This is a genomic window from Telluria mixta (assembly GCF_029223865.1).
GTDB lineage: Bacteria > Pseudomonadota > Gammaproteobacteria > Burkholderiales > Burkholderiaceae_D > Telluria > Telluria mixta.
In genome coordinates this window covers 2,487,478-2,506,144 of the sequence record NZ_CP119520.1, presented here as the reverse complement: position 1 = coordinate 2,506,144, position 18,667 = coordinate 2,487,478, and the positions used below count along the sequence as shown (strand labels likewise).

At 66.6% G+C, this 18,667-nt stretch carries 16 protein-coding genes; 7 read left to right on the top strand and 9 right to left on the bottom strand.

Translation table 11 applies throughout. The features are described 5' to 3' along the window. Positions 1 to 219 precede the first annotated feature (219 nt). The 4 genes from P0M04_RS11130 (at position 220) to P0M04_RS11115 (ending at position 5,781) form a co-directional block, all read left to right on the top strand. A complete protein-coding gene (locus P0M04_RS11130; RefSeq protein WP_281042404.1) occupies positions 220 to 2,136 on the top strand; it encodes a methyl-accepting chemotaxis protein in 1,917 nt (638 codons plus the stop codon). Between the two features lie 194 nt (positions 2,137 to 2,330). After that, complete coding sequence (locus P0M04_RS11125; RefSeq protein ID WP_259450547.1) at positions 2,331 to 4,265, top strand: CocE/NonD family hydrolase; 1,935 nt, start codon at positions 2,331 to 2,333, stop codon at positions 4,263 to 4,265. 99 nt (positions 4,266 to 4,364) lie between these two features. Beyond that, entirely contained in the window at positions 4,365 to 4,937 is a 573-nt protein-coding gene (locus P0M04_RS11120; protein WP_259450546.1) for a PEP-CTERM sorting domain-containing protein, read from the top strand. A 28-nt stretch (positions 4,938 to 4,965) separates the two neighbouring features. Next, positions 4,966 to 5,781: a DUF72 domain-containing protein gene (locus tag P0M04_RS11115; RefSeq protein WP_259450545.1), complete on the top strand. Its 816-nt coding sequence runs from the start codon at positions 4,966 to 4,968 to the stop codon at positions 5,779 to 5,781. Here the strand turns inward: P0M04_RS11115 and P0M04_RS11110 are convergent. From P0M04_RS11110 to P0M04_RS11100, 3 genes are read right to left on the bottom strand one after another with little or no spacing between them, the layout of a single operon-like run. Further along, entirely contained in the window at positions 5,778 to 6,038 is a 261-nt protein-coding gene (locus P0M04_RS11110) for a DUF6587 family protein (protein WP_259450544.1), read from the bottom strand. The genes P0M04_RS11115 and P0M04_RS11110 overlap by 4 nt on opposite strands. 2 nt (positions 6,039 to 6,040) lie before the next feature. Continuing rightward, positions 6,041 to 7,933, bottom strand: coding sequence for a ferrous iron transporter B (gene feoB, locus P0M04_RS11105; protein ID WP_259450543.1), 1,893 nt, complete (start codon positions 7,931 to 7,933; stop codon positions 6,041 to 6,043). A gap of 10 nt (positions 7,934 to 7,943) precedes the next feature. Next, the gene (locus tag P0M04_RS11100; protein WP_052170598.1) at positions 7,944 to 8,213 is read right to left on the bottom strand and encodes a FeoA family protein; all 270 of its coding nucleotides are present in this window, start codon (positions 8,211 to 8,213) and stop codon (positions 7,944 to 7,946) included. 243 nt (positions 8,214 to 8,456) lie between these two features. On the opposite strand from P0M04_RS11100, the gene P0M04_RS11095 reads away from it, so the two are divergent. From P0M04_RS11095 to bfr, 3 genes are all read left to right on the top strand, one after another. Further along, the gene (locus tag P0M04_RS11095; protein ID WP_036234554.1) at positions 8,457 to 8,675 is read left to right on the top strand and encodes a (2Fe-2S)-binding protein; all 219 of its coding nucleotides are present in this window, start codon (positions 8,457 to 8,459) and stop codon (positions 8,673 to 8,675) included. Between the two features lie 119 nt (positions 8,676 to 8,794). Beyond that, positions 8,795 to 9,475 (top strand): PepSY-associated TM helix domain-containing protein, encoded by a 681-nt coding sequence (locus P0M04_RS11090; protein ID WP_259450542.1) that lies wholly within the window; start codon positions 8,795 to 8,797, stop codon positions 9,473 to 9,475. 109 nt (positions 9,476 to 9,584) lie between these two features. Then, positions 9,585 to 10,055 carry a bacterioferritin gene (bfr, locus tag P0M04_RS11085; RefSeq protein ID WP_259450541.1) on the top strand — a complete coding sequence of 157 codons (471 nt, stop codon included), beginning with the start codon at positions 9,585 to 9,587 and terminating at the stop codon, positions 10,053 to 10,055. A gap of 63 nt (positions 10,056 to 10,118) precedes the next feature. Here bfr and P0M04_RS11080 read toward each other — a convergent pair whose 3' ends face one another. From P0M04_RS11080 to P0M04_RS11055, 6 genes are all read right to left on the bottom strand, one after another. After that, entirely contained in the window at positions 10,119 to 11,063 is a 945-nt protein-coding gene (locus tag P0M04_RS11080) for a PfkB family carbohydrate kinase (protein ID WP_259450540.1), read from the bottom strand. Continuing rightward, entirely contained in the window at positions 11,014 to 12,387 is a 1,374-nt protein-coding gene (locus tag P0M04_RS11075) for an MFS transporter (protein ID WP_259450539.1), read from the bottom strand. The genes P0M04_RS11080 and P0M04_RS11075 overlap by 50 nt, the downstream gene beginning before the upstream one ends. Next, positions 12,387 to 13,328: a PfkB family carbohydrate kinase gene (locus tag P0M04_RS11070; protein ID WP_259450538.1), complete on the bottom strand. Its 942-nt coding sequence runs from the start codon at positions 13,326 to 13,328 to the stop codon at positions 12,387 to 12,389. The genes P0M04_RS11075 and P0M04_RS11070 overlap by 1 nt, the downstream gene beginning before the upstream one ends. An 11-nt stretch (positions 13,329 to 13,339) precedes the next feature. Continuing rightward, the gene (locus P0M04_RS11065; protein WP_259450537.1) at positions 13,340 to 15,103 is read right to left on the bottom strand and encodes an alpha-amylase family glycosyl hydrolase; all 1,764 of its coding nucleotides are present in this window, start codon (positions 15,101 to 15,103) and stop codon (positions 13,340 to 13,342) included. A 52-nt stretch (positions 15,104 to 15,155) separates the two neighbouring features. Then, entirely contained in the window at positions 15,156 to 17,438 is a 2,283-nt protein-coding gene (locus tag P0M04_RS11060; protein ID WP_259450536.1) for a TonB-dependent receptor, read from the bottom strand. 225 nt (positions 17,439 to 17,663) lie between these two features. Beyond that, the gene (locus tag P0M04_RS11055; RefSeq protein ID WP_259450535.1) at positions 17,664 to 18,650 is read right to left on the bottom strand and encodes a LacI family DNA-binding transcriptional regulator; all 987 of its coding nucleotides are present in this window, start codon (positions 18,648 to 18,650) and stop codon (positions 17,664 to 17,666) included. Between the last annotated feature and the right edge of the window lie 17 nt (positions 18,651 to 18,667).

The window sequence follows — 18,667 nt, the reverse complement described above, 5'->3', positions numbered from 1 at the left end:
CTTGCGTACCGATCAGAAGCAAACCGACAACATACTCAGGGGAGATACCCTGTATATCGCTGGCCAGATCAGCGGTCTGAACATTTACAAGACTATAAAAGAATGTTGTAGAGATGCCGCGTCAAGGTCCCAGATTTGAGGAAAATCACTAATTACGGGCGTCATCCAACACCTCCCTGATTACACTCAATAGACCTTTCCACGAAACAATTCACGTTCATGAACTTCCGTCATCTCGGCATCCGCAGCAAGCTCATGCTCAGCATGGGCGTGTGTCTGCTCGTATTCATCGCCATCTCCTCCACCCTCTCGATCTCGATGACCAGTGCGCAGATGCGCGAACGCGTCGTCGGCAACGAATTGCCGGCCCAGGTCAGCGCGATCCGCAACGACATCCAGCGCCAGATCGCGGAACCCGCCGCGATCTCGCTGACCTTGGCCAACAACACGTTCCTGCAGGCGTGGGAAGACGCCGGCAATCCGGACGACGGTCTCGCGGCCTGGACCGCGCAGGCCAAGCGCCTGTATGAGGCCAACCACGCCGCCACCGTGTTATGGGCGTCGGACAGCACCTCGAAATACTTCACCGAAAAGGGTCTCGACCGCACGATCGACAAGACGTCCGATAAGGATGCCTGGTTCAAGAAATTCCTCGACAGCGGCGCGCCCTACACCATCAACCTGGACAAGGATGGCACCACGGGCGTCTACATGTTGTTCATCGACGCGCGCGTGAAGACGCCGGGCGGCAAGCTGGCGGTTGCCGGCCTGGGCCTCTCCGCCGAAGCACTGGCCAACAGCATTCGCAACTACCGCCTTGGCAAATCCGGTTACGTCTACCTGGTGAGCAACGACGGCACGCTGCTGGTGCACCGCGACCGCAGCCTGCTCGACGGCCGCCACGCCCTCGACAAGCAGCCCGGCTTCACGCCCGAGCTGGCGCGCTCGCTGCTGGGCAAGCAGGCGTTCGCCTCCGCGCGTTACGATGCGCCGGCGGGCCGCCAGTTCGTCGCGTCGTCGTACGTGCCGGAGCTGAACCTCTACGTCATCGCCGAGGTGCCCGAAACCGAAGTACTGGGCAATATCGGCCGTACCGCGGCCGTGTCCGCGATCATCGCGGCCCTCGTCGGCGGTGCCGTGGGCCTCGCCGCGATCTGGTTCGTCGCCGGCGCCATCTCGGCCCCGGTGATGGGCGCCGCCGGCATGCTGGGCGAGATCGCCGACGGCGAAGGTGACCTCAGCCGTCGTCTGCAAGCGGATGGCGAGGACGAAGTCGGCAAGCTGGCGCAGGCGTTCAACCGCTTTGTCGGCTCGCTCAGCGGCACGATCGGCAAGGTGCGCGACAGCAGCCATGTGATCGCCGGCGCGACCGAGGAAATCGCACGCGGCAACATGGACCTGTCGGCGCGCACGGAAGCGCAGGCGTCGAGCATCGAAGAGACGGCGGCCGCGATGGAAGAACTGACGACCACGGTGCGCCACAACGCCGATAACGCGATGGAAGCGAACCGCCTCGTGTCCGAGACGGCGCAGTCGGCCGAAAAAGGCGGCGCCGTCGTGGCGGAAGTCGTGCGCACGATGGGCGCCATCACGGAAAGCTCGCGCAAGATTTCCGAGATCATCGGCGTCATCGACGGCATCGCCTTCCAGACCAATATTCTCGCGCTGAACGCGGCCGTGGAAGCCGCGCGTGCGGGCGAACAGGGCCGCGGCTTCGCCGTCGTCGCGGGCGAGGTGCGCACGCTGGCGCAGCGCTCGGCGGCGGCATCGAAAGAGATCCGCCAGCTGATCCTGGATTCGGTCGCCAAGGTCGACGCGGGCAGCACGCTGGCCGACGGCGCCGGCCAAGCGATGGAAGCGATCGTCACGTCCGTGCGCCGCGCGGAAGTCCTGATGCGTGACATCGCCGCGTCCAGCCAGGAACAGAGCATGGGTATCGCGCAGGTCAACCAGGCGATCGCGCAGATGGACGACGCGACCCAGCAGAACGCGGCGCTCGTCGAAGAAGCCGCCGCCGCAGCCGCCGCGCTGCAGGAACAGGCGCGCGAACTGGATGCCGTCGTCAGCACCTTCAAGCTGGCGGCAACCACGCCGGCGCTCGCCGCACCGGCAGGCCGCAAGCTCCTGGCCGCCTGACCCTCCCGGCCGGTTCCCACCGGCCATTTCTTCAAACCGGGGTCAGAGACCGTTTTTGGGCAATTTCCAAAAACCGGGCTCTGACCCCGGTGTTTTGGTGGCGCGTTTGCAGACTTTCCCACGGTTCGGTACCATGCTCGGTTGCAATCTTTATCCAAGGTTGCTCACTCAACCGTCCCGTGGAGACCAATCCGATGCCGCGTTACCGCCTGCCGTCCCTGTCCGTCCTTTCCCTCGTGCTTGCCGCCGCCTTCACCAGCGCGGCGCACGCCCAGACGTCACCGATGGCGCCGGACATCCCGGCCGGGAAGTTCGAGACGACGGTCCCGAACGCCGACTACGTCAAACAGGACGTCATGATCCCGATGCGCGACGGCGTCAAGCTGCACACCGTGATCGTGATCCCGAAGAGCATCGCGGAGGGCAAGGCGCCGATCATGCTGACGCGCACGCCGTACAACGCGTCGGGCCGCGCGGGCCGCATGAAGAGCCCGCACATCACGTCGATCCTCGGCGACGGTGACGACGCCTTCATCGAGAACGGCTACATCCGCGTGTTCCAGGACGTGCGCGGCAAATACGGTTCCGAAGGCGACTACGTGATGACGCGCCCCGTGCGCGGCCCGCTGAACAACACGCAAGTCGACCACACGACCGACGCGTACGACACGATCGACTGGCTGATCAAGAACATCCCGCAATCGAACGGCAAGGTCGGCATGGTCGGCTCGTCGTACGAAGGCTTCACGGTGCTGATGGCCCTCGTCGATCCGCACCCGGCGCTGAAGGCCGCCGTGCCGATGAGCCCCATGGTCGACGGCTGGCGCGGCGACGACTGGTTCCACAACGGCGCGTTCCGCAACCCGAACCTCGCCTACATCGCCAGCCAGAACGCGGCGCGCGGCGAAGGCGAGAAGATCGTCACCGGCATCAACGACGACTACGACGCCTGGCTGCGCGCGGGCTCCACGTCCGACTTCGCGCACCTCTACGGCATCGACCAGCTGAACTTCACGAAGAAGCTGTTCGAGCATCCGGCCTACGACAGCTACTGGCAGGAACAGGCACTCGACAGGATTCTCGCCAAGCGTCCGCTGGCCGTCCCGACGATGACCGTCGTCGGCCGCTGGGACCAGGAAGACATCTACGGCGCTTACGCGACGTACGCCGCCGTCGAGCCGCAGGACAAGACGAATAAACTGAATTCGCTGGTGGTGGGCCCGTGGCGCCATAGCGGCGTCAATTACGAAGGCTCGACGCTGGGCGCGCTGAAATTCACGGGCGACACCGCGCGCGAATTCCGCCGCGACGTCATGCTCCCGTTCTTCAACCAGTACCTGAAGGATGGCGCACCGGCGTTCGACACGCCGCCCGTGTGGTCGTACCAGACCGGCGTCAATCGCTGGCGCCGTCTCGACCAGTGGCCGCTCGTGCCGTCTTCCACGCCGCTGTACCTGAAGCCGGGCTTCGGCCTCGCGTTCGAAAAGGCGCAGGGCAAGGCCGACAAGACGGCCGCGTTCGACGAATACGTGTCCGACCCGGCGAAACCGGTGCCGTTCGTGCCCCGTCCCGTGCACATGACCGACGCCAACGTGTGGAAGCCGTGGCTCGTGACGGACCAGCGCAGCTACTCGGACCGCCCGGACGTGCTGACCTACACGACCGCCCCGCTCACCGCGCCGCTGCAACTGGCCGGCCAGCCGATGGTCGACCTGTACGCATCGACGTCGGGCACGGACAGCGACTGGGTCGTCAAGCTGATCGACGTGTACCCGGACGAATCGGCGGCGCAGCCGGAGATGGGCGGCTACCAGCTGCCGATCGCGATGGACATTTTCCGCGGCCGCTACTACCAGGGCCTGGACAAGCCGGCCGCAATCCCCGCGAACAAGGCCGAGCGCTATCGCTTCGCGCTGCCGAACGTCGACCACGTGTTCCTGCCGGGCCACCGCATCATGGTGCAGATCCAGTCCAGCTGGTTCCCGCTGTACGACCGCAACCCGCAGACGTTCGTGCCGAACATCTTCTACGCCAAGCCGGGCGATTACCGCAAGGCGACGCAGCGCGTCTATCACGCGCCGGGACTGGAGAGTGCGATCGAGTTGCCGGTGGTGCAGGCAGGGAAGTAATCCATGCACTGTGGCTGAGCGGCGACACATATGTTAAATCCGTAGGACTTTCGTGGACGGCAAGGTAGGCTGTACTTTGTCGATTCACGAGGTCCTTTCATGAAGTTCATCGTCACCGCCGGCGCCCTGCTGCTGGCCAGCACACTCGCCCACGCCCAGGCATCCCACTGGGCCTTCAGCTACACCGGTTTCTACGACCAGGAAGCCGCCGCCTTCCTGCCCGACCTGCGCATCGACGGGTCGTTCTCCGGCGTCGATGCCAACGGCGACGGCGTCCTCGAACGGGGCGAGCTGACGTCGCTGCTGGTCGATGCGAAGGGCTACGTGGCCTGCGCGGCCGGCAGCAATATCAACTACCACTGCGACGCCGACAGCTTCCGCTTCTCCGCGGAGAGCGGGCTGTCGTTCAGCGTCAGCGAGTATGCCAGCGATCCGGAAGGCCTGTACGGCGGCGGCCACTTCGCCACGACGGGCCAGATGGTCTACGACTACCAGTTCAATCCGTACGGCGGATCGGAACACCACCTGCTCTGGACGGACGGCACGGCGTTGGCCATGTCGTCCGCCCTCCCCGGCATGGAATCGGTGCCGGCCGTGCCCGAAGCGCCCACGTGGGCGATGCTGCTGGCGGGCATGGGCGGCATCGGGCTGTGGCGCCGCCGGCGCGCCTGATTTCCGCGGTTTGCCCTAGACTGGGGGCATGGGCGCAATCTACATCGGCATCTCGGGCTGGCGTTACGAACCTTGGCGCGGGGTGTTTTATCCGCCCGGCCTCGCGCAGGCGCGCGAACTGGATTACGCGTCGCGCTTCCTGCCCACCATCGAGATCAACGGCTCGTTCTATTCGCTGCAGCGCCCGTCCAGCTACGCGGCGTGGTACGACGCGACGCCGCCCGGCTTCGTGTTCGCCGTGAAGGGCAACCGCTTCCTCACCCACATGCTCAAGCTGCGCGGCATCGAGACACCGCTCGCCAACGTGCTTGCGTCGGGGGTGTTCGCGCTGCGCGAGAAACTCGGGCCCTTCCTGTGGCAGTTCCCGCCGCAGCTGCGTTTCGATGCCGACAAGGTCGAACACTTCCTGTCCCTGCTGCCGCACGACACCGAGCACGCCCTCGCCATCGCGTGCGGCCACGACGAGAAGCTGGCGGGCCGCGCGCTGCTGGAGATCGACGCCGTGCGCCCGCTGCGCCACGCCGTCGAAGTGCGTCACGAGAGCTTCCGCGACCCCGCCTTCCTCGCGCTGCTGCGCAAGTACAACGTGGCGCTGGTGGTGGCCGATACGGCCGGTAAATGGCTGGAGGTCGATGACGTGACGGCGGACTTCGTCTACATCCGCCTGCACGGCGAGCACGAGCTGTATGCGAGCGGCTACGAGGATGAGTCACTGGAGCGCTGGGCAGCGCGGATCCGCACGTGGGCGGAACATGGGGACGTGTACTGCTACTTCGACAACGACATCAAGGTCAGGGCGCCGTTCGATGCGAAGCGCCTGATCGAGTTGGTCAGCCCGACTTAGCGCTGGACGTGCACCTGGATGACCTTGCGGCCCTGCGCATCCTTCTCGGGCAGCGGCTCGGTCTCGCACGTGCCGCACGTATCGCACCCGCTGCCGCAGCTGGAATCCGTGCCGAGCCACTGCACGATGCGGCCCTTGCCGGTGCCGCCCGACAGCCTGTAGACGAGCTTTTCGCGCCACGTCTTGGGCAGGTACTTGACCGCCGCATACAGCGCAGCGAAGGCGACGATGACTGCGACGATCAGATACTGGATCATGCTCAGCTCCCCAGCACGGACCGTGCGATGTGGAAGGTCAGGAACGAGGCCGTGTACGCGAGCGCGAACATGTAGCCGGCCATCAGCAGCGCGTAGCGCACGCTGCCCGTTTCGCGGCGCACGACGGACAAGGTCGACAGGCACTGCGGTGCGAACACGTACCACGCGAGCAGCGACAGCGCCGTCGGCAGGCCCCACGATGCGGCGATGATCGGGGTCAGCGAACTGGCGACGTCATCGCCGCCGCCCGACAGCGCATACACCGTCCCCAGCGCGCCGACGGCCACTTCACGCGCGGCCATGCCCGGCACGAGCGCGATGCAGATCTGCCAGCCAAAGCCGATCGGCTCGAACACGACGGACAACGCGCGGCCCAGCATGCCCGCGATGCTGTAATAGATCGGCGGATGCGTCGCGCCTTCCGGTGCGCCCGGGAAGCTGGACAGGAACCAGACAAGCACCATCAGGGTCAGGATCACGGTGCCCACGCGGGTCAGGAAGATGCGTGCGCGTTCCCACAGGCCCAGCGCCAGGTTGTGCATGTGCGGCCAGTGGTAGGCGGGCAGTTCCAGCATCAGCGGCTGGTGGCCCTTGGCGCCCATCGTGCGCTTGAACACGTACGCGACGGCCATCGCGCTGACGATGCCGGCCGCGTACAGCAGGAACAACACAAGCCCTTGCAGGTTGACGCCGCCGGCCAGTTCGCGGTTCGGGATGAACGCCGCGATCACGAGCGCGTAAACGGGCAGGCGCGCGGAACACGTCATCAAGGGAGCGATCATGATCGTGACGAGGCGGTCGCGCGGATTCTGGATCGTGCGCGCGGCCATCACGCCCGGGATCGCGCAGGCGAACGACGACAGCAGCGGGATGAACGCGCGGCCCGAGAGGCCCACGCCGCCCATCATGCGGTCGAGCAGGAACGCAGCGCGCGGCAGGTAGCCGCAATCCTCCAGCACGAGGATGAAGAGGAACAGGATCAGGATCTGCGGCAGGAACACGAGCACGCTGCCCACGCCGCCCAGGATGCCCTCCACGATCAGGCTGCGCAGCGGGCCGTCGGCCATGGCGCCGCCGACCCATAGTCCGATGCCGTCGACGCCGTTCTTGATGAGGTCCATCGGCACGGCGGCCCAGCTGAACACGGCCTGGAAAATCAGGAACATCGTGGCCGCGAGGATGACGGGGCCGATCACCGGGTGCAGCACGACGTGGTCGATCTGCTCGCTCAGGTTGCCCTTGTCGTTGTCGAAGCTGACCGTCGCGTCGATGATGCGGCGCACCTCGCGCTGCGTTTCCTCGACCGGGACGGCGTCGATGGCGGACAGCGGATTCGGTTTGACGTGCAGCTCGAACGGCATGGCTTCCAGCGCCGCCAGCAGGCCCTTCTCGCCGCCGGCCTGCACGGCCACGGTCTCGATGACGGGCATGCCCAGCTCTTTCGACAGGCGCGCGGTGTCGATCTCGATGCCGCGCTTTTTCGCCACGTCGACCATGTTCAGCGCCAGCACCATCGGCAGGCCGAGGCGCTTGATCTCGAGGACGAGGCGCAGGTTCAGGCGCAAATTCGTCGCGTTGACGACGCAGACGACGGCGTCCGGCGTCTGCTCGCCGGCGCGCAGGCCGGCGACGACGTCGCGCGTGATCGCCTCGTCGGGCGTGTGGGCGTTCAGGCTGTAGGCGCCCGGCAGGTCGAGCACGCGCAATGCGCGGCCGCCCGGCAGCGTGAAGCTGCCTTCCTTGCGTTCGATGGTGACGCCGGCGTAGTTCGCGACCTTCTGGCGCGCGCCGGTCAGGCGGTTGAACAGGGCGGTCTTGCCACAGTTCGGATTACCCAGCAGGGCGATGAGCGGCGTTTTTGCGGCCGCCTGGACCTGCTGATCTACTGCTCCCATGTCGGTTCCATTACTCCGGCTGGATCGAAACCAGCGCCGCCTCGAAGCGGCGCAGGGCGAACGTCGACTGGCCGACCTTGACCGCCAGCGGACCGCCGGGCAGGCCGCGCTTGAGCATGCGGATGCGCTCGCCCGGCACGAAACCCAGTTCCATCAGGCGGCGCGACACGTCGATGCCGCCGTCGCGGCTGCCGACCGCGTTCGGTGCGAGATGGATCACGGTGCCGCTCTGGCCGGCCTTGAGGCTGTCGAGCGTGGTCAGGGTAGGAGCAAGAGTCATGGTGTCGCTTCCAATCAACGGTGCGATGCAGTAACGGATGGGTACATCATAAACCTAAATGCGAATTATTTCTATTTGCGGTTTATCTACTTCCGCTCTCTCAGCCTTCATTTAACGCAACAACGCAACAAAAACGCTTGCATTCGCGATCCAACTTGAGCAGAATACGAAGGGTAATGAGAATGATTCGCATTATAGACCAAGTAGCAACGGCCTGTGATGCATCCACCATCGGAACCGTCCATGATCGTCTGTGTCTGCAATAACATCTCCGACCGCGAAATCCGCCAGGCGGTCGACCTCGGCCTCACGTCGATGGCCGACCTGTACAAGGAACTGGGTGTCGGCACCTGCTGCGGCAAATGCGTCAGCTATGCGCGCGAAGTGATGCACGAACACCTGGAAAGCAAGACCGTCGTTACCGAGCTGCGCCGCGCGCCGGCTGACGGCATCGTCGCCTGATCTCTTCCCGGCGGCGGCCACGCCGTCGATGTTGCTATGCACAATCGATACGTGCGACCGACCATGCGCGACCCGGTCTTGGTAATATGTGACTTCCGACGCATCCGGATTTCACTCCCATGCCCGTAATCCCGTTCCGCCCACCCCAAGCGCCCTTTACGGTCCAGCCGCCTCCGCAGCCCACGCGCCGCGCCGTCATCGTCAAATGGCTGCGCAAGACGCATGGCTGGATCGGTCTCTGGGGCGCGGTGCTCGGCCTGCTGTTCGGCAGCACCGGCATCCTCCTCAACCACCGTGCCGTAATGAAAATTCCTGCCGTCCAGGCGCAGGAGGCCACGGTCCAGGTTCCCTTGCCCAGTCCGGCACCCGGCAGTCCGCAGGCGCTGGCGACCTGGCTCAAGCGCTCGTTACGGCTGGAACCGGAACCGGGGCGCGTAAAAGCCGAGGCGGCGCGGCCCGTCGCGTGGGGCGACAAGTCCCTGATCCAGCCCGCGCGCTGGAGCGCCAGTTTTACTTCACCGTCGGGCAATGTCCAGGCCGAATATTGGGTCGGCAACAGCTATGTGACCGTCAAGCGTGCCGAGAACAATTTCTTCGGCACCTTGGTCAACCTGCACAAGGGCGTGGGCATGAATGCCGCGTGGATCCTGCTCGTGGACACGCTGGCCGGCTCCATCATCCTGCTGTCGCTGTCCGGCGTCGTGCTGTGGTCGCTCACCAACCGGCGCCGCACTGTCGGCATCGTGATCGGGGCCGTGTCGCTGCTGGCGGCGGGCGGCCTGGCACTGGCGGCGATCTGACGATTTGCAGCGGGCGGCACCGGCATGCGACATATGGCGCATGCCCCTGCCCGCCTGCCTCGCGGTTTGCTATGATGCTGTGACGACAACCGCACGAAAAAGGCAATCCATGAAGGGCGATCCCAACATCATCCGGCTGCTCAACGCACAGCTGACCAACGAGCTCACCGCAGTCAACCAGTACTTCCTGCATGCGCGCATGTACAAGCACTGGGGCTTCGACAAGCTGGGCAAGAAAGAATACGACGAGTCGATCGGCGAGATGAAACACGCCGACCGCCTGATCGACCGCATCCTGATGCTGGACGGCCTGCCGAACCTGCAGGCGCTGCACAAGCTCTTGATCGGCGAATCGACGCAGGAAATGCTGGAATGCGACCTGAAGCTGGAGCGCGCGGCCCAGGTCACGGTCAAGGAAGGCATCGCCGCCGCCGAGATCGCGCACGACTACGTGTCGCGCGACCTGCTGCTGGAAATCCTGGAAGACACCGAGGAACACATCGAGTGGCTGGAAACGCAGCTCGACCTCATCGTCAAGGTCGGCATCCAGAATTACCTGCAATCGCAGATGGGCGAATAATACGTCGGCAATTCGCGTGCAATGGTGGGCGGAGGCCGCCCACCCTACGGCAGGCAGATTGAATCAGGCCGCGTCGCGCCAGCGCGCGACCCACTTGTCGTAGAAGCCTATGTCATTGGGCACCGCGCCGCTGACGGCACAGATCGCGCCGGCGAATTCGTTGGCGCGTGCCAGCACCAGCTCCAGCGGCCAGCCGCGCGCGCGGCCCAGCAGGAAGATGGCGGCGAAGGCGTCGCCCGCGCCCGTCGTGTCGATCACGAACGGCGGCACCGGGTTGTCGCGGGTGGCGATGTAGCTACCGTCCGCGCCGAAATACACGGAGCCGCGGTGGCCCAGCGTCACGATCAGCGCCTCCAGCGCAAACCGGTCCATCAGCGCGCGGCAGGCCGCGTGCACTTCTTCCGTCGACAGCGCCGCGTCGTCCGGGCCGATCTGGAAATACCACTGGAACAGCGCCTGCAATTCCTCCTCGTTGACCTTGACGATGTCGGCCGCCGTCAGCGCTTTCGTGACGCCAGGCTCGTTCGCGTGGCCGGCGCGCAAGTTGAGGTCGAGGAAGCGCTTGGCCGCCGGCGTCGCGTCCAGCACGGCCGCCAGCGCGCCGCGCGAGCGTTCTTCGCGCTGGGCCAGCGTGCCGAAATACACGGTGTCGTACGCGCCGCCCGAAACACTTGCCGCGGCGGAGTCGGGGTCGATGAAATCGTAGGCCTGGCGCGGCAGCAAGGTGAGGCGCTGGCTCGTGCCCTGGCGCTCGGCGACGGCGCGGCCCGTTTCTTCCATCGTGTCGATCTGCAGGCCCGTTTCCGGGATCACGAACCGCTCGAACTCGGCGCGCACGGCGGCGCCGTTGCGGTCGTCGCCGATGCGGGTGATCAGGAGGGGCGGTGCCATGAAGGCGGCCAGGTGGCGCGCCACGTTGAACGGGGCGCCGCCCACGACCGGGGCGCCCGCGCCTTCCTCAACGAGCACCTCGCCGAACACCACCGCCATCCCGTTCCACTTCACCATACGCCATCTCCGTCCGTTCGATCGTACCCGGGGCATTGTAGCGCACCAGACGCATCGCGAAAGCGGCGCAGACGAGCAGCGCGCCGGCCAGGCGGATCACGTTTTCCGGATTCCCGCCCAGCCAGCTGTGGTAGTACAGCGGCAGGGTGAAGATCTGGATGATCATCGGGATCACGATGAACATGTTGAAGATGCCCATGTAGACTCCCGTGCGTTCCGGCGGCAGGCTGGACGCGAGGATCACGTACGGATTGCCCATGATGCTGGCCCATGCCAGGCCGATGCCCACCATCGGCACGAGCAACAGCACCGGCGTGTGGATGTGCGGGATCGCGAGCATGCCGGCGCCGGCCAGCAGCAGGCACACGGCGTGCACGACATGCGGCCCGTGGCGGCGCGCGAACGGCACCAGCGCGAACGCGGCGAGGAAGGCGATGAAGTTGTAGAACGCGCCGATCTGGCCGTTCAGCAGGCCCGCGTCGCGAAAGCCCGGCGACGCCGCGTCGCTCGTGCCGAACAGGGTGCGCGCCAGCGACAGCGTGATGAATTGCCAGTAGCAGAACATCGCATACCACTGGAACAGCTTCACGAGGGCCAGTTGCTTCATCGTCACCGGCATGTCGCGCACCGCCGCGCCGATCTCCGCCAGCGTATGCCGCCAGCCGCCGGGCGTGGCGCGCAGCGCGGCCAGTACCTGCGGCGGCAGCGGATCTTCCGGCGTCGTCTTCACGGACCACAGGACGGACACGAGCGAACACACGGCCCCGATCAGGAACGCGGCCACGACGACCTGCGGGATATGGCTGCCGTTGACGGCGTCCTTGTCCATGCCGATCCACACGAGCAGCGACGGCGTCAGGTAGGCCAGGGTCTGGCCCAGGCCCGTGAACGCGCTTTGCGTGAGAAAGCCGAGCGAGTGCTGGCTCGCGGGCAGCTTGTCGCTGACGAACGCGCGGTACGGCTCCATCGTCACGTTGTTGGCGGAGTCGAGGATCCACAGCAGGCTCGCGGCCATCCACAACGTCGGGCTGTACGGCATCGCCAGCAGGCCGAGGCTGCACAGGATCGCGCCGATGAGGAAGTACGGCGTCCGTCTCCCCCAGCGGCTGACGGTGCGGTCGCTCATCGCGCCAACCAGCGGCTGCACGAGCAGGCCCGTGACGGGGCCGGCCAGCCACAGATACGGCAGGCTCGCCTCGTCGGCGCCGAGGTATTTGTAGATGGGACTCATGCTGCTCTGCTGCAGACCGAAGCTGAACTGGATGCCGAAGAATCCGATGTTCATGTTGACGATCTGCCAGAACGTCATGCGCGGCTTGGCCATCATATCTCCCAGCGTTCGATGAATGGACGGTAGAACGCGCGGTCGTCCGGGACGGCGCCGACGATGCCGCACACGGCGCCGGCGAACTGGTTGGCGCGCGCCAGCGTCACGTCGAGCGGCCAGCCGCGCGCGCGGCCCAGCAGGAACACGGCGGAGAAGGCGTCGCCGGCGCCGACCGTGTCGGCCAGCTGCACCGGTGCCGTCGGCGCGCGCGTGGCGTGGTATGCGCCATCGGCCCCGAACCAGACGGCACCGCGCGGGCCCAGCGTCACGATCAGGCCCGCCAGGTTGAACACGCGCAGCAAGGTCGCGCACGCGTGGCGCACGTCATTGCATCCCATGTCGTCCGTCGGGAGCCGCATGTGGGTGTACCAGCCGAACAAATCCTGCAACTCCTCTTCGTTGACCTTGACGATGTCAGCCGCGTGCAGCGACGCGAACACGCACCGCTCCGTCACCTGCCCTTCCCTCACGTTCAGGTCCAGGTAGCGGCAGGCATCCGTCGCGGCCAGCAGCCGCGCCAGCGCATCGCGCGATGCCGGCTCGCGCTGGGCCAGCGTGCCGAAATACAGCGTCGCGGGCGCCGCAGCCGTCATGGCGGCGACGGCGGCATCGGCCTCCATCGCATCATAAGCCTGGTGCGGCAGGATCGTGAAGCGGTGGCCGCCGTCGCTGTGGCGTTCCACACTCACCCGGCCCGTCGGCAAGGTCGCATCCACCTGCAGCCCGGCCATCGACAGGCCGAAGCGCTCGAACTCCGCACGCATGCGGGCACCGTTCTCGTCCAGGCCCACGCGGGTCAGCATCAGGGCATCCTGTCCTAGCGCGGCCAGGTGGCGCGCCACGTTGAACGGCGCGCCGCCGATCACCTGGCGGTCGCCGAAATCGTCGACCAGCGCTTCGCCGAAGACGGCGACCGGTCCTTGCACATTCTGCGTCATGTCATCCCTCGTCATAGCCACGCCTGGTCCCACGGCGCCAGACTCACCGTGCCGGCGCGGCCGTACGCGGCCAGGTCGACGGTCAGCTCGCGGCCGGAAAAGTTGAAGAGACCCAGGAAGCGCTCGCCACGCGCCAGCGCCAGCAGGGCCGGGTCGCCGGCGGGCAGCACCGTGCACGGCGCGCCGGCCGCGAGATCCGGCGTGTCGCGGCGCTGCTTGATCAGGCGGCGCAGGCCCGCGTACGCACGACCTGCGGGCGTCGATGCATCGTCGCGCTGCGCGTAACGCGTTTCGTCGAACGGCGCGCGCTGGATCCAGCGGCTGTCGTGCGCTTTCGCCGGGTCGGCGAGATAACTGTCGTCGTTGGCCATCGCCAGCTCGTCGCCCATGTACAGCATGGGCAGGCCGCCGAAGCACAGCGCCAGGCCGTGCACGAGCAGCAGGCGCCGCAAGCCCTCATCGGATCCATCGAAGCCGCACAGCGCGGCGGCCGTGCCGTTGGTGGCGAGGCCGCCCTGGAAGCCGATGCCGCCCTTCTCGTTATAACAACGCGCGACGGCGGCCAGGCGATCGAGATTGCCCGCCTCGGCCAGCAGGTGTTTCCAGCCGATGTCGTCGTGGCAGCGCACATAGGTCAGCCAGCTCGCGCCGGATGGCAGCGGCGGCGTGGCGGCGGCGACCGCGCGCACGAGGCCCGCGTCTTCCTCGGCCAGCGCGGCCCAGCCGGCCGTCATGAGGGTGCTGTGGTAGGCGAGGTGGCATTCGGGCGCGGCCGCGTCGCCGAAGTACGCGGGCAGTTCGCGCGTCGGCACGATCGCCTCGGCCTTCAGCAGCACGCCCGGCGCGGCGATATCGACGATGGCGCGCAGCGCCTGCAGCAGCAGATGCGCTTCCGGCTGGTTCATGCAGTCCGTGCCGAGGCGCTTCCACAGGAAGGCGGTGGAGTCCAGGCGGAACACGTCGATGCCGCGGTTCGCAAGGCGCAGCAGCGCCGCCGCCACGGCTTCGAACACGGCCGGGTTGGCGTAGTTCAGGTCCCACTGGAATGGATAGAACGTGGTCCACACCCAGCCGCCCATCGCATCGACGTGCGTGAAATTGCCGGGCGCCGCCTGCGGGAACACCTGGCCCAGGGTGCGTTCATAGGCGTGCGCCTTGTCCTCGTCCAGCACGTGGAAGAAGGCGCGCATGGCGGTGTCGCCGGTCATGGCGCCCTGCGCCCACGGATGGTCGTCGGCCACGTGGTTCAGGATCAGGTCGGAGCACAGGCTGATGCCCGCTTCGCGCAGTGCCGCCGTCAGGTCTTCCAGGTCGGCCATCGTGCCGAAGCGCGGGTCGACCTCGTCGAAGCTGGCGACGGCGAAGCCGCCGTCGTTCTCGCCCGCGCGCGGGCGCAGGAACGGCAACAGGTGCAAATACGTGACGCCCAGGTCGCGCAGGTGCGGGATGCGTTCCTTCACACCGCGCAGGTCGCCGCCGAACTTGTCGACGTACGCGCTGTAGCCCAGCATCGTCGGGGCGCAGAACCAGTTGGGATCGTCCTCGCGGGCGGCGTCGAGCGCCTGCAGCGCGGCCGGGCGCGCGGCCATCAGGCGCCCGATCCCGGCCAGCAGGTTGTCGAACCAGGCCGTGTGGCCGGGCAGATGGCCGTACAGGCGGTGCAGGCGGTCGGAAAGCACGGCCTCGTGGCGCGCGAAACGGCGCTCGGCGTCGGCGTGGCGGCCAGCCGGCAGCACCTCGAGCAGGCGGCGCAGGGAATGGGACATCGTCGTCATGAATCTCTGGGAATCGAAAGTAAAAGGCCGGCTTTGAGGCCGGCCCAGTGCATCAGAACGCGTACTTGACGCTGGCCTTCACGGCGCGGCCCGTGATCGAGCGGGCGGCGTGACCGTCGCCTTCGATCTCGGTGTAGCCGATGCGGTTGAACAGGTTGTTGGCGTTCACGGACAGCTGCACCTTCGGCGTCAGCTGGTAGTTCAGGAACGCGTGCACGACGGTGTAACCGGGCAGGACGAGCGTGTTGGCATCGTCGCCCCAGCTTTTACCCGTGCCGACGACGGCCAGGCCGAAGTTGGCCGCGCCCAGGTCGTAGCTCGGCGTGAGCTGGTACACGGCGTGCGCCTGGCGGCGCGGCGTGTGGCCGATGGTCGCTTCGCCGCCCGGTGCCGTCGCGGTGATCTTCGCATTGGTCAAGGTGAGGCCGCCCGTGACGCGGAAGTCGCCCACGCGATAGGCCGCTTCCAGTTCGGCGCCTTTCGCGTCGTAGCTGTTCGCGGTCGACAGCTGCGTCGTCGCTTCGTAGTTGCTCTCGCGAGTCTTCGCATGGAACAGCGTGAGGAACGTGGACAGACCGCCGCTGCGCCATTTCACGCCGCCTTCCAGTTGCTTCACCGTGTTGATGCTGATCGGCGCGCTGCCGTCCAGCGGGGTGCCGAACAGGATGCGGTCGGCGTTGAACGCGACGCCTTCGCTCGTGCGGGCGAACAGCGCCAGCGACGGCGTGACTCTCCAGTTGCCGCCCACCGAATACGACGTGTGGCCGATGTCGTAGTCGACGTGCTGCACGGTGCCCGGCAGGTAGCTGGCGGCATTGGTGGCGATGTTGGCGCTGCCGCCGGCGTGCTGGCGGTCGCGGCGCACGCTGGCGTCCACGTTGACGGTGCCCTGCTCCCAGCCGATGTTCGCGTACGGCGAATTGGTGCGGTATTCGACGTCGACGGCGCGCGAGCAGCAGCCACCGAAAGCCGGACCGACGTAGCCCGGCGTGCTGCTTCCCGTCTTCAGCAACGCCGGATTGTCACCGGTCGCCTGCATCAGGTACTGGTTGAAGTTCCAGGTCAGGCCCAGCTTCTGCAACGACGAGTACCAGCCCGCCGTCACGTTCAGCTTCGCGCCGTCGATTTTAAAAGTCTTGGTCAGGCGGGCATCGTTCAGCGTGTTGCCCGCGTCGTCGATCGACGTGTTGAAGACGACGGCGTTGAACGCGCGGCCGTTGTAGGCCTTGCCGGCGTCGGGGCCCGTGGCGAACGTATAGCTGCCGACGGTGCCGCTGTCGGCCGGGAAGACGCCCACGAAGCGGCCGCTGTTGGACGCCTTGCGGAACTTGTCCGTCACGGTCCAGCCGTTGCCCAGGTCGAACGAGCCTTCCAGGCCGATCGCATTGCTCTTCACGGACAGGCCGTCGTTGACGTCGCTCGCGACGTGGCCGTTGCCCTTGGTGAGCGAGACATCCTGCACCCAGTACGGCGAATAGAACGACGCGTAGCGCGGGTCGATGCCGGCGATTTCCGAGATGTGGCCGTTGTTGACCAGGACCGGCACGGGCAGCGCCGTCGGGCTCTGGTCATCGAGGTGCTTGAGCGAGACGCGCAGGTAGCCGCCGTCGAAATCGTGCGTGAAGTTCGCGCGCAGCTGGCCGCCCCGCTCGTCCTTGCCGGCCGCGTTGCGGATGCCTTCGCCGCGGCGGTAGAAGCCGCCGACGAAGAAGCGGTCGCGTTCCGAGATCGGCGCGCCGTAGTCGAAGTCGACGCGCGTGCTGTCGTAATCGAGGCCGCGCGTCAGGCCGATGCTGCCGCCCTTCTGCGCACCGTCCTTCGAGATGAAGTTGATGATGCCGCCCGGCGAGTTGGTGGCGAGCGTCGAGGCCGAGCCGCCGCGCACGGCTTCCACGTGGTCGAGGGTGCCGTCGATCTTGATGTAGCTGTCGGGGGTGATGAAGTTGAAGTCGCCGAACTGCAGCACCGGCAGGCCGTCTTCCTGCATCTGCACGTAGCGCGCGCCGCCCGCGGAGATGGGCACGCCGCGCACGGTGATGTTGGCATTGCCTTCGCCGCCCGACGATTCCGAGCGCACGCCGGGGATCGAGCGCAGCACTTCGGCGGCGCTGGTCGGCGCGAGGTTCTGGATGGCGTCCGCTTCCAGCGTGCTGACCGAGACGCTCGACTTCATCTTGCTCGAACCGGTCGGCGTGCCCGTCACGACGACGCGTTCCATCTTCAGGCCATCGGTCGACGATGCCGCCGGCGCGGCGGCTTCCTGTGCGGACGCCGCACCCAGGTGCAGCAAAGCCAGCGCCACGGCACGCGCCGTGTGCTTCATGCGAACTTCCATGTCTCCTCCGTTTGTATTCGATTTGTTGGCACCTTGTCAGGCACGTGGCCATTATTTCGCGATTTTTGGAAAATTGCAAACGATTGCAATACCGTTGCAAAAACGCCGCAAGTGGCTGAACAGGCTAGATTGGCGCCAACGATAGATAATCGGCGGCGCATTTTGCAAACGTTTGCAAATCAATGTGCAACGAGGGCCGGACGGAAGCGCCGGGACAACGCCCGGTCAGGCGCTGGCGCGGACGATCAGTTCGGTGGGAAGCTGGACGGAGGGTGCGCTGCGGCCGTCGACGAGGACGAGCAGCGCATCGACGAGCGCGCGCGCGGCCACGTCGCGCGGCTGGGCGACGGTAGTGAGCGGCGGATGGAAGTAGCTGGACAATTCGATGTCGTCGTAGCCGACGACGGCCACGTCGGCCGGAATGTCCTTCCCCTGCTCGCGCATGGCGTGGATGGATTTCATCGCGAGCAGGTCGCTGCTGGCGAACAGGGCATCGTAGGCGACGCCGCGCCGCGCCAGCTCCGCGACGGCCTGCCCGCCGCTCTCGGGCAGGAACGACGAGGCCACGTGCAGTTGCGGATCGGGAGACAGGCCGTGCGCGGCCAGCGCTTCCACGTAGCCGCGGTAGCGCTGCTCGACTTCGGGCAGGCTCGTATCGCCGAAGAAGGCGATGCGGCGCCGGCCCTGCGCCAGCAGGCGTTCCGTCGCGAGGCGGCCACCCGTGACGTTGTCGCCGCCGACCGTCGTGTACAACTGCTGCGGCAGCTGCGCGCCCCAGACGACGAACGGCACGCCGCGCGCGGCCATCTTGTTCAGTTGATCGTGGTGGCGGCCCTGGCCGATCAGGATCACGCCGATCGCACGCCCGCCGTCGAACGGCGCGGCGGCCGCGTCGACCTCATCGGCATCCACGCGCGAGACGAGGATGTCGAAGCCCTGGGCGCTGAGCGCGTCCGCGAGACTGCCCAGCATCGACAGGAAGAACGGGTCGGACAACTGCTGGCGCGTGGCCTGCTCGATCGGGATGACGACGGCCACCGTGCGGTTCTGCTGCAGCCGCAGGTTTTGCGCGCCGATGTTGATCGTGTAGTTCAGCGAGCGCGCGAGGTCGAGGATGCGGTCGCGCGTTTCCTGGTTGACGAGAGGGCTGTGGCTGAGCGCGCGCGAGACGGTCGACGTCGACACGCCCGCCAGGCGTGCGATGTCGGCCATTTGCAACCGCCGGGACG

Coding starts and splice junctions, on each gene's coding strand:
- P0M04_RS11130 (WP_281042404.1), top strand. CDS start 220: ATGAACTTCCGTCATCTCGGCATCCGCAGCAAGCTCATGCTCAGCATG.
- P0M04_RS11125 (WP_259450547.1), top strand. CDS start 2,331: ATGCCGCGTTACCGCCTGCCGTCCCTGTCCGTCCTTTCCCTCGTGCTT.
- P0M04_RS11120 (WP_259450546.1), top strand. CDS start 4,365: ATGAAGTTCATCGTCACCGCCGGCGCCCTGCTGCTGGCCAGCACACTC.
- P0M04_RS11115 (WP_259450545.1), top strand. CDS start 4,966: ATGGGCGCAATCTACATCGGCATCTCGGGCTGGCGTTACGAACCTTGG.
- P0M04_RS11110 (WP_259450544.1), bottom strand. CDS start 6,038: ATGATCCAGTATCTGATCGTCGCAGTCATCGTCGCCTTCGCTGCGCTG.
- feoB (WP_259450543.1), bottom strand. CDS start 7,933: ATGGGAGCAGTAGATCAGCAGGTCCAGGCGGCCGCAAAAACGCCGCTC.
- P0M04_RS11100 (WP_052170598.1), bottom strand. CDS start 8,213: ATGACTCTTGCTCCTACCCTGACCACGCTCGACAGCCTCAAGGCCGGC.
- P0M04_RS11095 (WP_036234554.1), top strand. CDS start 8,457: ATGATCGTCTGTGTCTGCAATAACATCTCCGACCGCGAAATCCGCCAG.
- P0M04_RS11090 (WP_259450542.1), top strand. CDS start 8,795: ATGCCCGTAATCCCGTTCCGCCCACCCCAAGCGCCCTTTACGGTCCAG.
- bfr (WP_259450541.1), top strand. CDS start 9,585: ATGAAGGGCGATCCCAACATCATCCGGCTGCTCAACGCACAGCTGACC.
- P0M04_RS11080 (WP_259450540.1), bottom strand. CDS start 11,063: ATGGTGAAGTGGAACGGGATGGCGGTGGTGTTCGGCGAGGTGCTCGTT.
- P0M04_RS11075 (WP_259450539.1), bottom strand. CDS start 12,387: ATGGCCAAGCCGCGCATGACGTTCTGGCAGATCGTCAACATGAACATC.
- P0M04_RS11070 (WP_259450538.1), bottom strand. CDS start 13,328: ATGACGCAGAATGTGCAAGGACCGGTCGCCGTCTTCGGCGAAGCGCTG.
- P0M04_RS11065 (WP_259450537.1), bottom strand. CDS start 15,103: ATGACGACGATGTCCCATTCCCTGCGCCGCCTGCTCGAGGTGCTGCCG.
- P0M04_RS11060 (WP_259450536.1), bottom strand. CDS start 17,438: ATGGAAGTTCGCATGAAGCACACGGCGCGTGCCGTGGCGCTGGCTTTG.
- P0M04_RS11055 (WP_259450535.1), bottom strand. CDS start 18,650: ATGGCCGACATCGCACGCCTGGCGGGCGTGTCGACGTCGACCGTCTCG.